Below are 14,616 nucleotides of genomic sequence, written 5' to 3' on the forward strand. Positions count from 1 at the left end.
GGCTACCAGAACGACGGCCACACCGTGACCATCGCCGACAGCGCCAACCCCAACACCGCCTCCTACCGCATCAGCGTCGACAACCTGGCCGACTGGATCGCCACCCGCGGCTACAGCGCCTCCTGACAAAACAGCAACACACGAAAGGGCCCGACCCCACGAAGGGGTCGGGCCCTTTTCGCGCGTCTGGTCAACGATCGCCCGCGCGCACCGGCTCACCGGCCTCGTCGGGCACCTCGACCTGCTCCATGCCGTTCCGGACGGCCAACGATGGCACACTGCCCACGGGCCCGGCAGCCGGGCTTCGCCCCGGCGACGCGGGGCCGTGGTGCGATCGGGGAGGAGCCGTGGCGTGCCGCTGCTGAGCTGGCTGTCCGAGTCGACCGACGAGGGTCCGGAGGCGGTCCGGGTCGGCGACCGGTCGGTGTCCTGGGTCGAGCTGCGCCGGATGGCCGCCGCGGTCGCCGACGACCTGCGCGGCGTCGGACGGGTCGCCGTGCCGGCCACGCCCACCCTGGAAACCGTGGTCGGGGTGGTGGGCGGGCTGCTGGCCGGCGCGGCCGTCGTCCCGGTGCCGCCGGACGCCGGGCCGGTGGAACGCGACCACATCCTGCGCGACTCGGGCGCCGAGGCGCTGCTGACGCCCGCCGGCGGCGAACCGTTCGGGTCTGCCGCGGCACCCCCGGCCGTGCCGGTCGACCTGACCCGGCGGTCGGACACCCGGCACCCGGATCCGGAGCCTGCGGCCACCGCGCTGATCCTCTACACGAGCGGCACCACGGGCGCCCCGAAGGGCGCGGTGCTGTCCCGCCGGGCCGTCGCCGCCTGCCTGGACGGGCTCGCCGACGCCTGGTCGTGGACGCCCGACGACCTGCTGGTGCACGGGCTGCCGCTGTTCCACGTGCACGGGCTGGTGCTCGGCGTGCTCGGCCCGCTGCGGCTCGGCGGCCGGCTGCACCACGTCGGCCGGCCCCGCCCCGAGCGGTACGCGGCCGCCGGCGGCTCGCTCTACTTCGGCGTACCCACGATCTGGTCGCGGATCGCCGCGGACCGGGACGCGGCGCGGGCGCTGCGCGGGGCGCGGCTGCTGGTCTCCGGCAGCGCGGCGCTGCCCGAGCCGGTCTTCGCGGCGCTCGCCGGCCTGGCCGGTCACCGGGTCGTCGAGCGGTACGGCATGACCGAGACCCTGATCACCGTGAGCGCCCGGGACGACGGGCCGCGGCGGCCCGGCACGGTGGGCCTGCCGCTGCCCGGGGTGCACACGCGGGTGGTGGACGAGCAGGGCGACCCGCTGCCCGCCGACGCGATGGGCGAACTCCAGGTGCGCGGCGGCACCCTCTTCGACGGCTACCTGCACCGGCCGGACGCCGACGCGGCCAGCCGGACGGCGGACGGCTGGTTCCGCACCGGCGACGTGGCGACGGTCGGGCCGGACGGCTGCCACCGGTTCGTCGGCCGGGCCGCCACCGACCTCATCAAGAGCGGCGGCTACCGGATCGGGGCCGGCGAGGTGGAGGACGCCCTGCTCACCCATCCCGGGGTGCGCGAGGCGGCCGTGGTGGGCACGCCGCACCCGGACCTGGGCCAGCAGGTGACCGCCTACGTGGTCGGGGACGGCCTGCGGGAGGCCGAGCTGATCGACTTCGTGGCCCGGCAGCTGTCGGCGCACAAGCGCCCCCGGCAGGTGCGGCTCGTCGACGCCCTGCCCCGCAACGCCATGGGGAAAGTGCAGAAGAACCTGCTGGCCGAGGGGTGACCCCGCGCCGGGACCCCCGGGAACCAGGCGGCCGGTGCGGACGACTACCTGTACATGGCGTGTGAGCAGTGGCGGGAGATCCTGTCGGCGGAGCTGGACGGGGAGGCGACCCGGTCGGAGAGCGCGGCGGCCGAGGCGCACCTGGCGGGCTGCGCCGGCTGCCGGGGCTGGTTCGAGTCGGCCGTCGCGGTGACCCGGCGGGCCCGGACGCAGCTCGCCCCGCCGGTGCCCGACCTGGTCGACGCGGTGCTCGCCGCGGCGCCGCCGGCCCGGCCCGGGTGGCCGGAGCGCGTGGCGCTCGGGCTGCGCGGGGTGCTCGGGCTGCTCGGCGCCGTGCAGCTCGTGCTCGGCCTGGCCCAGGTGGGCCGGGAGGCCGTGATCGACCACGTGCACACCACCGGCCAGCACCTCTGGCACGAGTCGGCCGCCTGGAACGTGGCCGTGGGCGCCGGCTTCCTCTACGTGGCGCTGCGGCGCTCCGCCCCGGCCGGGCTGCTGCCGATGCTCAGCGCGTTCGTCGCCACCCTGGTGCTGCTGTCGGTGAACGACCTGATCACCGGGCAGGTGGCGGTGCAGCGGCTGGTCAGCCACGGCTTCCTGCTGGTCGGCTGGGTGGTGATGGTGCTGCTCGCCCGGCCCCGGTGGCGCCCGGGCGGCACACCGCCCCGGCAGGGCCGGTCGGCCGGGTCCCGCTGGTCGCTGCGCACCGAGGAGCCGTCCGAGCCGGCCCCGCTGCGCCTGCTGCCGCCCACGCCGTACGCCGCGCAGGCCCGCGACCGCCGGGCCGCCTGACCGTCGGGCGCCGTCAGACCACCCGGCTGCCCCGGGTCGGCCGGGCGTCGCCCTGCCAGGCGGCGACCAGGTCCTCACGGGCCCGGGCGACCCGGGACCGGATGGTGCCGACCGGGCAGCCGCACACTTCCGCGGCCTCGGCGTAGGAGAGGCCGAGCACCTGGGTGGCGACGAACGCCTCCCGCCGCTCCGGGGCGAGCCCGGCGATCAGCCCGCGCAGGGTCACGGCCTCGTCCCCGCCCGGGGTGACCGCCCCGGCCGTCTCGGCGGCGGCCTGCCAGTCCGGCAGCGCGGCCACCCGGGGGCGCGCCGTCGCGGCCCGGACGTGGTCCACGGCGACCCGGCGGGCGATGGTGAACACCCAGGTACGGGCCGCGGACCGGCCGGCGAAACCGGGCAGGCTGCGCAGCGCGCGCAGAAACGTCTCCTGGGTCAGGTCGTCGGCCTCGGCGGGACCGGCCAGGTGCGCGAGGAACCGCCACACCGGCCCCTGGAGTGCCCGGACAAACGCGGCGGCGGCCTGCTGGTCGCCCCGGCCGGCCCGCCGCGCCCATCGGGTCACCTGCTCGTCGTCGGGCTCGGCGCTCATCCGCGACCGGCCCGCCGGTCCACCACCGTCATGGTCGACGGTACGGGCGCGGGCCCCGCTCGGTTCATCCCGCCGTCCTCCTCGTCACCCCGCCGCCGACCGGACGGTCGCAGGTTGGTCGGCCGGCGGGGCCGGAAAGTTCCCGGGCCGGGTCAGGAGTCGACGGTCACCTCGACCGGCCCGACCCGCAGGACGCCGTCGTTGAGCGGGGCACAGCGGACGCCGCCCCGGCCGCGCAGCGCCTTCCAGGTGCCGGGCGCGACGGTGACGTCCAGCCAGGCGCAGGGCGGCGCGGCCCGGTGGACGCGCAGGCGGACCGGCCCGTCGCCGGAGTCCAGGGTGAGCACCAGGCCGACCAGCTCGTCCACGGGAATGCCGTGGGTCAGCACGTTGCGCCGGACCTGGGTGAGGTCGGCGCCGGCGGGCAGCGACTCCTGCGCGATCAGGGTCACGCTCGCCTCGCGGTGCGCCGGCCGGCCGAAGTAGCGGTCGCCGACGATGCCCAGACCGGCCCGGATCCGGACGTCCTCGACCAGTTCGCCGGGCGGCGCGGGGGCCGGGCCGTCGGCCGGCCGGCCCACGTAGCGGTGCACCGGCGAGGCCAGCAACTGGACGATCTGCGGCATGCGCCGATTCTCGCACGGACGTACCGGCACCAAAGCGGACGATAGCCATCCTCACGTGTCCACGCTGGGTGGAGGCCGTTGTACCGGTTGTGACGGCGAGACGGTTTCCCCCGGCCGGGCGTCACCCGGAGCTGGGACGACAGATTGCGTGGGCACGGCGCGAGAACGAACGCCGGCGGCGCGCGCACGAGGCGGCGGCCCGGACGTGGCGCCGGCGCGACGAGCACCTGGAGCGGCTCCGGATCGAGGCGACCGGGTTCCACGGGTGCACCCTCCCCGGCACGGAGCTTCCGATCGGGCTGGACGACGGCGAGGTGGTCTACCGCATCGTGCCGGTCGTCGAGCTGGTCGAGGCGGAGGCCCGGCACGTGCCCGGGCTCCCCGCGCCGGCTCCGGCGCTGACCGCGGACCTGCTCGACCCGGCCGACGGCGTGCTCCCGGCCGGCCTGCGGGTGGTCGACAGCGGCGCCGCCGTGGTGACCGACCGGCGGGTCGCCTTCGCCGGGCGGGCCGTCCGCCGCGAGTGGGCCCACGGTGAGCTGCTCGGCCTCGGGCACCACACCGACCTGCCGGTCACCCTGCTGCACCCGGGGGACGGCCGGCGCCCGGACGGACTCCGGGTGCCGGTCACCGGCGCGGCGAACTTCCGCTTCTACCTCACTCTGGCGTACGCCACCGCCACCGGGACCCGCGACGCTGTCGGCACTCAGCTCGACGCGTTGCTGGCCGCACACCGCGCCGCCCGGCCGCGCCCGCCGCGACCGCTCGGTGTCGCGGACGCCCCGGCGGAGCGGCGGCGTCCCGAGCGCCTGGTCGCGGCCGGTGCCGTAGCGGTCGCGGTGCTCCTCGGGGTGGCGGCCGCGGGCACCTGGCCGGCGACGGCCGGGCCGCTGCGCCCGGCCGCAGGGGCCCAGGTCGGCCCGGCCGAAGACCCCGACGACGACCTCGCAGCGGACCCGGCCCTCAACACACCCGACCAGCCCGACGGTGGCCCGGCCCGGTCTCCCGCCGGCGAACCCACCCGGCGCCCCCGGCCGGCCGACGGTGGCCGGCGCCCGGCCGGACCTTCGGTCCCGGTCGGCACGGAGCCCGTCGCGCTGCCCGCGCCCTCCCGCGCCACGACGCCCCCGGCACCCGCACCGTCGACCCCTCCGCCGGTGGTGAGCCCCACCGGGAGCCCGCCCCCGGCCGTGGCACCGACCGCGAGCCCCTCCGTCACGCCGACCGGCTCGCCGTCCCCGACCGAGCCCGCCCGGGCGGGCGTCTGCCTGGATCCGCTCCGCCTGCCGGTGCTGGACCCGCTGCTGTGCCGCCGCACCTGAACGAGGGCGGCACCCGACCTCAGGGGGTCTGCGGGGTGAGCAGGTAGTCCTCCGCCTCCGGGCTCCACCGCAGCGCCACGGCGCCGCTCGTGGCGGCCGCCTTGCAGAACTGGAGGAAGCTGCGGTAGCCGAGCTTCTTCTCGCTGAAGTCGGGCCGCGCCCGGCGGAGCTGGTCCTTGAGCCCGGACAGCGCCACCGCGCCGCCCTCGCCGGCCAGGTCCACCACCACGGACCGCAGCAGCGCGAAGGCCACCTCCCGGTCGCCGCGCTCGGGCAGCGACACCTCCGGGTCGCCCTTGGCGGGTCCCTCGGCGAGCTCGATGACGTTGTGCCCGGCCAGGTGGCGAAGCAGCTCCCCGAAGGTGCGGAAGCCGTAGTCGGACTCGCTGAACGTCGGGTCCTTGCGGAGCAGGGTGCGCTTCAGGCCGGAGGCCGTCACCTCGCCGCTGGAGCTGCCCTGCATACCGGCCACGGTCTGGGCCACCAGCACGGCGAGCGTGTCGACGTCCCGGGCGGCTTCCTCCCCGGCCGGCGCGACCTCGGCCGGCGCCTCGGCCTGCGGCTCCGCCGGCGGCGTCGTCTCGGGCCCGGCCGGGCGGGCCGCCCGACCCCGGCGGCCGGCCGCGGGCGGCACGTCGACCCCTTCGAGGCGGTCGTAGAAGAGGAACTCGTCGCAGGCGGGCGGAAGCAGCGCCGAGGTGGAGTTCTCCACACCGACCCCGATCACCCGCTTGTTGAGTTCGCGGAGCTTGTGCACCAGCGGCGTGAAGTCGCTGTCCCCGGTGCAGATCACGAACGTGGAGATGTACCCCCGCTCGAAGGCCAGCTCGACGGCGTCGACGGCCATCTTGATGTCGGCCGCGTTCTTCCGGGAGGCGCCCATCCGCTGCGGTATCTCGATGAGCTCGACGTGCGACCGGGTGAGCATCCGCCGGTCCTCGTCGAAGTACGACCAGTCCGCGTAGGCGCGGCGCACCACCACCCGGCCGCGCTCGGCGAGAGCGTCGGCGATCGGGCGGAAATCGAACGGCCGACCGCCGTGATGGTCACGCACACCCAGCGCCAGGTTCTCGTAGTCGAGGAACAGCGCGATCCGGTCTTCCTGATCCACGCCGGCCAGCCTAGCCGGGTTCCGGGTCCGGCCCGCTCACCGAGGCCGCTCGTCGCGGTAGAGGGTGTCGCGGCGGGCCACGTGCTGGATCGCGTAGCTGCCGACCAGGAGCAGCAGGGCCAGCACGACCTCGACGCCGGCCACGGCGCCGTTGGCGACGGTGAGGCCGAGCAGCAGCAGGATCAGCCCGACCACCGCCAGCAGGCCGGCCAGGAGCAGGCGCTTCCGCCGCGCCGTCGACCGGTCCCCGCGAACGTCCACCGCTGCCACCTCCTTCCGCCAGCCTAGGCGCTACGCCGGCACGTCCTGCCCCACTTCGTCGAAGGCCCTCCGCAGGACGCCGACGCCCATGCCGACGAGCCAGACGGCCGCGAGGAGCCGGAACGCCGGCTCCGGCCGGACGAGCGGCGGCACCAGGATCGACAGGGCGGAGGCCGCCACCAGCGGTCCCACGACCCGCCCGTAGCCGAACACCCAGCGCGGCCGCCGGTGCGAACCCCGCGCGACCGCCGAGGCCGCGGTGATCAGGAGGCCGGCGCCGAGCAGGTGCGCCGCACCGCCGAGCAGCAGCGCGGCCCGGCCGAGAGCGGCGACGGTCGTGTCGCCGGCCCGCGCCGCGACCAGCAGCAGGACCAGCCCGCACACCACCGAGGCGAGCAGCGACCCCGCCGTGATCGCGGTCCCCCAACCCAGCACGGCGCCGGCACGGGTGCCTTCCGTCCGCAGGGCGGCGCGCAGCCGCCACCCGAACCGGTACAGGGCGACCGCCGACAGGATCTGCAACGCGGACTGGACCAGCACCGCCACGGCGCTCGTGGCGTAGAAGCCCCGCAGCTGCGCGACGGAGGCGTCGGGCAGATAGAGGCTCTCCCCCACCTTCAGAAGGCTGCCGGCGACGATGCTGGCGACGAAGGCGACCACGAAGACGATGCCCCACCAGCCCCAGTGCCGGGCCGGGGCATCCGCCGCCCGCGGCGGCGCCGCACCGTCCGCCTCCCTGATCCGATTCGGTCCCATTCGACCCTCCCTTGTGGCCGGACGCGCCGGACGATCCGGTACGCGCGTCCATCGGAAAGTCATGGTGTCAGCGCGCGGGCGGCGTGCCGTCCGACGTGGGGCGGTCTCCGGGGTACGTCAGGGCGGGTACACCCGTACGCTCCCCGACGTAGTCCGTCACCCGCGTGGACGGTCGACGCGGGTCCTAGCGGCCGTTCGGCCGGTGGCCGGTGCCCTGCGCCCGGGGCCGCCGGTGGTCGGTCAGCCGGAGTCCGACACCGCGCACCGCGACGACGGTGACGCCGGTGCCCAACTGGTCGAGCTTGCGGCGCAGCCGCTTGACCAGGGACTGGACGTCCGCCTTGTGTCGCAGCCCCTCGTCGTGCCAGACGGATCGGTGCAGCTCGGCGTAGCTCCAGACCCGGACGGGCTCGGTGGTCAGGCAGGCCAGCAGGTCGCGTTCGAGGCGGGTGAGGACGATCTCCCGGTCGCCCCACCGGGCGGTGGAGCGGGCGGCGTCGATCACCAGCGTGTCGTCCGGCGCCGGAGGCGCCGGGGTGGCGGGTGGCGGCACGTCGAGATCCGCCGGTGGCGCGGCGGGCGTGAGCAGCCTGCGCAGTTCGTCGAGGTCGGCGACCAGGAGCAGGGGCGCGACGCCGTCGAGGAGCTCGGTGAGGCGGATCCGTTCGGCCGGTGACGACGTCACCCCGATCACCAGCGGGAACGGGTGCTCCACCGGGTCGGGACCACCGGTCGCCCCGCTCGTGTCCTTCTCGGTCACCGTCACCCCCGCCCGGAGCAACCGGCGGCACGGATCGCCGCTCTCGAGAATCGCCATGACAGTCAATGTCAACCGGGCCGACCGACGGGGGCCTGTTGGTGACATGTTGCTCACGTAGAGTGCTTGATCGCGCTTTCCTGTCGATCATAGTGTCCACTCAGGCAGCCGGCGTAGACCCGCACGGCGCCCAGGGGGCTTGGGGGGCTCGTTCAATCCGGCGCGATCCGAGGGGAGAGGGTGTCTCCTGCGCCTTCCGCCATGGCTCGAACATCCGCGGGTCGTTCTGGAGGAGGCAGCACCGATGCTGAGACATCCACACAGGAGGGGCCTGGCCGGTCGGCTGGTGAGCGCGGGCGCGGCCCTGGTTCTCGCCGCGACCGCCCTGGCCGCCACCGGCACAGCCGCACAGGCTGCGCAGACCGGAACGGGAACCGGCGCGTCCGCCGACGACAAGATCCGCCCCGAACTCACCCGGCAGCTGCAGGGCAAGAGCGAGGGCGACTTCTGGATCCACTTCGGCGCCAAGGCCGACCTGGGCAAGGCCGGGGCCGTCAAGGACTGGGCCGAGCGGGGCACCGCGGTCGCCGACGCGCTGAAGAAGACCGCCGCCGACAGCCAGGCGAAGATCCGCGCCGAGCTTGACCGCTCCGGCACGAAGTACCAGACCTTCTGGGCCACCAACGCCATCAAGGTCACCGGCAGTTCGCTCACCATGGCGCAGAACCTCGCCGCCCACGCCGAGGTGGACGGCCTCTACGCCCCGGTCGAGTACAAGCTCCCCGAGGTGACCCAGGGCACCGACGAGAAGTCGGTGAACGCCCTGGAGTGGGGCATCGCGAACATCAACGCCGACGACGTCTGGTCGCAGTACGGGGTCAAGGGCGCCGGCATCACCGTGGCGAGCATCGACAGCGGCGTCCAGTTCGACCACCCGGCGCTGGTCAACTCGTACCGCGGCAACAACGGTGACGGCACCTTCGACCACAACTACAACTGGTTCGACGCCGCCGGCACCTGCGCCACCACGCCGTGCGACGAGGACGGCCACGGCACGCACACGATGGGCACCATGGCCGGCTCCGACGGCGCCAACCAGATCGGCGTCGCCCCCGAGGTCAAGTGGATCGCCGCGAACGGGTGCTGCCCGACCGACGCCGCGCTGGTCTCCTCCGGCCAGTGGATGCTGGAGCCCACCGACCTCAACGGGCAGAACCCGGACGCCAGCAAACGGCCGAACATCATCAACAACTCGTGGGGCACCACGCTGCCCTCCACCGAGCCGTTCATGGAGGACGTGACCAACGCCTGGACCGCCTCGGGCATCTTCGGCACCTGGTCCAACGGCAACAACGGGCCGGCCTGCCAGACCAGCGGCTCCCCGGGCAGCCTGGCCAGCAACTACTCGGCCGGCGCGTACGACATCAACAACAACATCGCCAGCTTCTCCTCCCGCGGCACCGGGCAGAACGGCGAGATCAAGCCGAACCTGTCGGCGCCCGGGGTCAACGTCCGGTCCAGCGTCCCGGACAACTCCTACGCCAGCTACAGCGGCACCTCGATGGCGGCGCCGCACCTCGCCGGGGCGATCGCGCTGCTCTGGTCGGCGGCGCCCACGCTCGTCGGTGACGTCACGGCGACCCGCGCGCTGCTGAACGACACCGCCGTGGACAAGGCCGACACGCAGTGCGGTGGCACCACCGACGACAACAACGTCTACGGGGAGGGCCGGCTGGACGCGCTGGCGCTGCTCAACGCCGCACCGATCGGCGACAACGGCACCCTGGCCGGCAAGGTGACCGACTCGGCCACCGGCGCCCCGGTCGCCGGCGCCACCATCGCCCTGACCGGCCCGGCGACCCGCTCGCTGACCACCGCCGCCGACGGGACGTACTCGTCTCTGCTGCCGGCGGGCGACTACCAGGTCACCGTCTCGGCGTTCGGTTACCAGACCAGGACGCTCACGGCGACGGTGACCAAGAACGCGACCACGACGCTCGACGTCGCGCTGACGGCGGTGCCGAGCGTCACCGTCAGCGGCCAGGTCACGGACGGCTCCGGACACGGCTGGCCGCTCTACGCGAAGGTGAGCGTCGAGGGCCTGCCGGTCTCCGACTACACCACTCCCGCCAACGGCCGCTACAGCCTGAGGCTGCCGGCCGGGGCGACCTACCGGCTCAAGGTCGAGTCGCAGTACCCGGGCTACCCGGCCGTGACCAAGGAGGTCGTGGTCGGCTCGGGCAACACCACCAGCAACATCGCCGTCCCGGTCGACCCGAACGCGTGCACCGCGGCGCCCGGCTACACCAACAGCTCCGACGGCGAGTACGAGACCTTCGACGGCACGAGCGTGCCCGACGGCTGGTCCGTCGTGGACAACGCCGGCACCGGCCAGGTCTGGAAGTTCACCGACAGCGGCGACCGGGGCAACCTGACCGGCGGCTCCGGCGGGTTCGCCATCATCGACAGCGACGACTACGGCAGCGGCGGCCGGCAGGACACCTCGCTGGTCAGCCCCGTCGTCAACCTGACCGATGTCGCCGCACCGGTGATCCGGTTCAACCAGGACTTCAACTGGCTGAGCTCCGACCGGGCGGACGTCGACCTGAGCCTCGACGGCGGCACCACCTGGAGCAACGTGCTGCGGCAGGCGGCCGACGTGCGCGGGCCGCGGGTCACCGAGGTGCCCATCCCGCAGGCGGCGGGCCAGGCGCAGGTCCAGGTGCGCTTCCACTACTACGACGCCTCCTGGGAATGGTGGTGGCAGGTCGACAACGTGCTGATCGGCAGCAAGATCGTCTGCAAGCCGGTCGAGGGCGGGCTGGTGCTCGGCCACGTCCGGGACAAGAACGACAGCGGCTACGTCAACGGCGCCACCGTCACGAGTGACGACCGCCCGGCGGAGAAGGCCACCACCGTGGCGACCCCGGACGACACCGAGCTCCCCGACGGCTTCTACTGGATGTTCTCGTCGCTGACCGGCCAGCACCCGTTCACCGCCAGGGCCGGCAACTACGTCAGCCAGACCAAGCAGGTCGACGTCGAGACCGACTGGGCGACGGCGGCGAACTTCCAGCTGGCCGCGGGCCGGCTGGCCGTGCAGCCGACGTCGGTGACCGGCACGGTTCGGATGCCCACCGGCAAGGTCAGCAAGACCTTCACGGTGACCAACACCGGCGGGGCCCCGGTCACCGTCGAGTTCAGCGAGCGTGACGGCGGGTTCGTGCTGCAGCGGGCCGACGGGTCCCAGCTGTCCGAGCAGAAGCTGCTCGGCTCGACCGGCGCGCCGGCGCAGCGGCTCACCACCCCGACGTCGCTCGCCGCCCGTCCGTCCGGCAAGTCGGCCACCGCGGCCGCCGCGCCGGCCGGTCCCCAGGCGCAACCCTGGACGGGCATCGCCAACTACCCGGCCAACGTGATGGACAACCGGGTGGTGAACCTCGACGGCAAGATCTACTCGATCGCCGGCGGTGACGGCACGACGTCCAGCGCGAAGAACTACGTGTACGACCCGATCGCCCAGAGCTGGACGGCGATCGCCGACCTCCCCTCCGCCCGCAACGCCATGACGGTCGGGGTGGTCGACGGCAAGATCATCGCCACCGGCGGCTGGGGCGCCGCCGGACCGGATGCCGCCACCTGGTCGTACGACCCGGCGGCCAACACCTGGACGAGGAAGGCCGACAACCCGGCGCCGCGGGCCGCCGCCGGTCAGGCCGTCGCGGACGGCAAGCTGTACGCCGTCGGCGGCTGCACCACCGCCAGCTGCTTGCCGATGTCCAACTCGGTGGTCCGCTACGACCCGGGCACCGACGCCTGGGAGACCCTGCCGAACTACCCGAAGTCGGTCGCGTTCGCGTCCTGCGGCGGGATCGGCGGCACGGTCTACTGCACCGGCGGCAACGACGGTTCCGTCGCGCAGAAGGCCAGCTACGCGTTCGACCCGGCCGCAAACGCCTGGACCGCCGTCGCGGACGCCCCGGCCGACAACTGGGCGAGCTCGTTCGCCGTGGCGAACGGCAAGCTCCTGGTGGTCGGTGGCTCGCAGGGCGGCGCCATCACCAACGCCGGCTTCGCGTACGACCCGGCCACCGACTCGTGGGCGAACCTGCCCAACGCCAACACCCCCCGCTACCGCGGTGGTGCGGCGTGCGGCTTCTACAAGATCGGCGGCTCCTCGGGCAGCTTCAACGCCACGGCCGACAGCGAGGTGCTGCCCGGCCTCGAGGAGTGCGCCGAGGGCCCGGCGGACGTCAGCTGGCTGACCATCGACAAGTCGAAGGTCACCCTGGCGCCCGGTGAGAAGGTCACGGTCACCGTCGGCATGACGGCCAACGTGGACCAGCCGGGCACCTACTCGGCGTCGGTCGCGATCAAGGAGAACACGCCGTACACCGTGCCGCCGGTGGCGGTCACGATGATCGCGCAGCCGCCGACCAGCTGGGGCAAGCTGATGGGCACGGTCTCCGGCAGGAGCTGCCAGGGCGCCGTCACACCGCTTCCCGGCGCGGTCGTCCAGGTCGACTCGTGGGCGATGTCCTGGACCTTCGCCACCGACGCCGACGGCAGGTACGCCTACTGGATGGACCGGCGCAACAACCCGCTCAGCATCATCGTCGCCAAGGACGGCTGGAAGCCCCAGACGCGCCAGACGAAGATCAACAACACCACGCCCACCGTGGAGGACTTCACCCTGTCCCCCATCCGCTGTTGACCCCTGACCGCCGACCGTGAGGTCCGGCCCGCCCGGCGCTCCCCCGCCGGGCGGCCCGGACCACGATCGCGGCCCTGCTCAGAGGGTCTACGCGCGGCCTTCCGCACGCGCCGACGGGCGCGTGCCGGGTCAGGACGCCGCGAGGCGGAAACCGATGCCGCGCACCGCGAGGATCGTCGGCGCGGCACCGATCCGGCCCAGCTTGCGCCGCACCCGGCGCACCACCGAGTGCATGTCGGAGCCGCGCCCCAGGTGGTCGTTGCCCCACACCGCCCGGTGCAGCTGCGCGTAGGTCCAAACCTGGCCCGGTGTGCGGGCGAGGCAGACCAGGAGGTCGTGTTCCAGCGGCGTCAACCCGACCTCGCGCTCCCGCCACCGCAACATGCGCCGGTCGGAGTCGACGTCCAGGCCGGACACCGCCGGGCCGGCCGGCGGCGGGTCGTCGGCGACCGCGTCGCGGGCGGGGGCGGGGCGCGCCGCACCGGGCGCGCGGAGCAGGTCGAGGAAGCGTCGCGCCTGGTGCGCGCTTGAGACGATCAGGAACGTCTCGGTGCCGCCGAGCAGTTGGGCCAACTGCCGGCGCTCCGCGGCCGAGGACGCGATACCGATGACCAAGGACGGCACCCCCGCCATCATCCGCCCTTCCGTTCCACCCTTTTCGCGAGGCCTTTCCACGCGCCGGACAGTGACCGGTGCACGCGCGGCACAGGTGGTGGGAATCGGCCGCCGGGCGCGGGTGGATTCGGACGCGCGGCGGCCCGCAGGCGCGGAAAATGTGACTGAGGCTGGCGTTTTGTGAGGCGACGCTGATCTGTTGATCGGCATCATATAGCCGTATAACGATGATTGGTATAGCAGTTAACGTCGATGTAACGCGGTGACACGAATCAATCGGCGGAGATATCTGAATACGGGCGGCTCGGGGCAAGGGTGAGGTTGAGCAGCTCCAGTCCCGACACCGGCCGGAAGCCGACCTCGGCGTAGAGCGTCCGGGCCGGAGTGTTGTCGACCTCCGTCTGCAGGGACACGCGGAGCGCGCCGGCCGCCCGCGCCTCGTCGACGACGTGCTGGAGCAGCGCCTTCGCGACACCGCCGCGCCGGTGGTGCGGGTCGACGTAGAGATCGCGGATCGACCACGCGGCACCCAGCAGCAGCGAAGCCGGGATGACGGCCGTCGTGATGAAGCCACAGACCTGTTCGCCGCGGACGGCGGCAGCGACCGCGAGCCGGCGCTGTGCGACCTGGTCGTGCAGCCAGGCGCGGGTGCGCGGAGCGGACGGTGGTTGGCCGTAGTGCGCGCGGTAGTCGTCGAAGAGGGCGACCACCGGCTCGAACGCGTCGTGGCCCGGGGACACCGGCGCGACCGTCGTCAGCATGCCGTCCAGTCTCGTCGAGGTCGACGGCAGGGGCGGGGGCGGGGCCGGCCGCCCCTCCGCTACGCGGGCACGTCCTGCCAGAGTTCGTTGAAGGCGGTGCTGTCGAAGAAAGCGGTCCCCTCGACCACCTTGCCGTCCCGCATCCGCAGGAACCAGGCGACCGTGTCGGTGAACGTCGTGCCGATCGTGGTGGTGCCCGCGCCGTTCCACGCGACGATCACCGTGTCGGTGGTCGGGTCCTCGTGAATGCCCCGGATGAGCACGGGCCGGAAGGGATCCTCGGCCGTGAAGCGCGCGTCGAAGGGGGTCAGCACCTCGTCGACGAACTGGCGCGTCGGATGGTACGTCCCGGCGGCCACGGAGCGGCCGGTGATCTCCCACCGCATGTCCTCGGCGAAGATGCCGGTGATGCCGCCGGTGCCGGCGGACCAGGAAGCGAAGGCGTCCGCCACGATCTCCCGGTTGGCGGTCATCGGCGGCTCCCGTTCTCGTCCTGCGCCGGGCACCCCGGACCTCGGCCGCCCCGGCTCATCCTCCGCCGGCGCGTCCACGGCCG

General features: G+C 73.9%; 13 protein-coding genes and 1 pseudogene. 5 read left to right on the top strand and 9 right to left on the bottom strand.

From position 1 onward, the window contains the following. The 3 genes and pseudogenes from NFX44_RS24940 to NFX44_RS24950 form a co-directional block, all read left to right on the top strand. Positions 1-126 (top strand): annotated as a pseudogene (locus NFX44_RS24940) (phytochelatin synthase); the annotation flags it as partial. 226 nt (positions 127-352) lie between these two features. After that, on the top strand, positions 353-1,756 hold the full coding sequence (locus NFX44_RS24945; protein ID WP_262286029.1) for an acyl-CoA synthetase: 1,404 nt from the start codon (positions 353-355) through the stop codon (positions 1,754-1,756). A 54-nt stretch (positions 1,757-1,810) separates the two neighbouring features. After that, positions 1,811-2,548 (top strand): zf-HC2 domain-containing protein, encoded by a 738-nt coding sequence (locus NFX44_RS24950; protein WP_262286030.1) that lies wholly within the window; start codon positions 1,811-1,813, stop codon positions 2,546-2,548. Positions 2,549-2,561: 13 nt separating this feature from the next. Here NFX44_RS24950 and NFX44_RS24955 read toward each other — a convergent pair whose 3' ends face one another. Further along, positions 2,562-3,137: a sigma-70 family RNA polymerase sigma factor gene (locus tag NFX44_RS24955; protein WP_262286031.1), complete on the bottom strand. Its 576-nt coding sequence runs from the start codon at positions 3,135-3,137 to the stop codon at positions 2,562-2,564. Positions 3,138-3,289: 152 nt separating this feature from the next. Next, positions 3,290-3,763 carry a molybdenum cofactor biosysynthesis protein gene (locus tag NFX44_RS24960; RefSeq protein ID WP_262286032.1) on the bottom strand — a complete coding sequence of 158 codons (474 nt, stop codon included), beginning with the start codon at positions 3,761-3,763 and terminating at the stop codon, positions 3,290-3,292. An 89-nt stretch (positions 3,764-3,852) separates the two neighbouring features. Here NFX44_RS24960 and NFX44_RS24965 point away from each other — a divergent pair, with 89 nt between their 5' ends. Next, a complete protein-coding gene (locus NFX44_RS24965) occupies positions 3,853-5,085 on the top strand; it encodes a hypothetical protein (RefSeq protein WP_262286033.1) in 1,233 nt (410 codons plus the stop codon). A gap of 19 nt (positions 5,086-5,104) precedes the next feature. Here NFX44_RS24965 and NFX44_RS24970 read toward each other — a convergent pair whose 3' ends face one another. The 4 genes from NFX44_RS24970 to NFX44_RS24985 all read right to left on the bottom strand — a co-directional run bounded on the left by NFX44_RS24970 (position 5,105) and on the right by NFX44_RS24985 (position 8,030). After that, entirely contained in the window at positions 5,105-6,196 is a 1,092-nt protein-coding gene (locus tag NFX44_RS24970; protein ID WP_262286034.1) for a PIN domain-containing protein, read from the bottom strand. 36 nt (positions 6,197-6,232) lie between these two features. Beyond that, on the bottom strand, positions 6,233-6,457 hold the full coding sequence (locus tag NFX44_RS24975; protein WP_262286035.1) for a hypothetical protein: 225 nt from the start codon (positions 6,455-6,457) through the stop codon (positions 6,233-6,235). A 30-nt stretch (positions 6,458-6,487) separates the two neighbouring features. After that, positions 6,488-7,213 carry a hypothetical protein gene (locus NFX44_RS24980; protein ID WP_262286036.1) on the bottom strand — a complete coding sequence of 242 codons (726 nt, stop codon included), beginning with the start codon at positions 7,211-7,213 and terminating at the stop codon, positions 6,488-6,490. 184 nt (positions 7,214-7,397) lie between these two features. Further along, entirely contained in the window at positions 7,398-8,030 is a 633-nt protein-coding gene (locus NFX44_RS24985; protein WP_262286037.1) for a winged helix-turn-helix domain-containing protein, read from the bottom strand. A 244-nt stretch (positions 8,031-8,274) separates the two neighbouring features. Here NFX44_RS24985 and NFX44_RS24990 point away from each other — a divergent pair, with 244 nt between their 5' ends. Continuing rightward, positions 8,275-12,684 carry a S8 family serine peptidase gene (locus NFX44_RS24990; protein WP_262286038.1) on the top strand — a complete coding sequence of 1,470 codons (4,410 nt, stop codon included), beginning with the start codon at positions 8,275-8,277 and terminating at the stop codon, positions 12,682-12,684. A gap of 129 nt (positions 12,685-12,813) precedes the next feature. Here NFX44_RS24990 and NFX44_RS24995 read toward each other — a convergent pair whose 3' ends face one another. From NFX44_RS24995 to NFX44_RS25005, 3 genes are all read right to left on the bottom strand, one after another. After that, positions 12,814-13,308: a winged helix-turn-helix domain-containing protein gene (locus NFX44_RS24995; protein ID WP_262286039.1), complete on the bottom strand. Its 495-nt coding sequence runs from the start codon at positions 13,306-13,308 to the stop codon at positions 12,814-12,816. 263 nt (positions 13,309-13,571) lie between these two features. Further along, on the bottom strand, positions 13,572-14,060 hold the full coding sequence (locus NFX44_RS25000; RefSeq protein ID WP_262286040.1) for an N-acetyltransferase: 489 nt from the start codon (positions 14,058-14,060) through the stop codon (positions 13,572-13,574). Positions 14,061-14,119: 59 nt separating this feature from the next. Further along, complete coding sequence (locus NFX44_RS25005; RefSeq protein ID WP_262286041.1) at positions 14,120-14,533, bottom strand: nuclear transport factor 2 family protein; 414 nt, start codon at positions 14,531-14,533, stop codon at positions 14,120-14,122. Positions 14,534-14,616 lie beyond the last annotated feature (83 nt).

Origin of the sequence: Micromonospora sp. MA102, assembly GCF_025460765.1 — a bacterium.
Classification (GTDB): Bacteria; Actinomycetota; Actinomycetes; order Mycobacteriales; family Micromonosporaceae; genus Micromonospora; species Micromonospora halotolerans.

Bases quoted from the DNA above. Each gene is read 5' to 3' on its own strand.
- NFX44_RS24950 (WP_262286030.1), top strand. From the start codon at position 1,811: ATGGCGTGTGAGCAGTGGCGGGAGATCCTGTCGGCGGAGCTGGACGGG.
- NFX44_RS24955 (WP_262286031.1), bottom strand. From the start codon at position 3,137: ATGAGCGCCGAGCCCGACGACGAGCAGGTGACCCGATGGGCGCGGCGG.
- NFX44_RS24960 (WP_262286032.1), bottom strand. From the start codon at position 3,763: ATGCCGCAGATCGTCCAGTTGCTGGCCTCGCCGGTGCACCGCTACGTG.
- NFX44_RS24980 (WP_262286036.1), bottom strand. From the start codon at position 7,213: ATGGGACCGAATCGGATCAGGGAGGCGGACGGTGCGGCGCCGCCGCGG.
- NFX44_RS24985 (WP_262286037.1), bottom strand. From the start codon at position 8,030: ATGGCGATTCTCGAGAGCGGCGATCCGTGCCGCCGGTTGCTCCGGGCG.
- NFX44_RS24990 (WP_262286038.1), top strand. From the start codon at position 8,275: ATGCTGAGACATCCACACAGGAGGGGCCTGGCCGGTCGGCTGGTGAGC.
- NFX44_RS25000 (WP_262286040.1), bottom strand. From the start codon at position 14,060: ATGCTGACGACGGTCGCGCCGGTGTCCCCGGGCCACGACGCGTTCGAG.
- NFX44_RS25005 (WP_262286041.1), bottom strand. From the start codon at position 14,533: ATGACCGCCAACCGGGAGATCGTGGCGGACGCCTTCGCTTCCTGGTCC.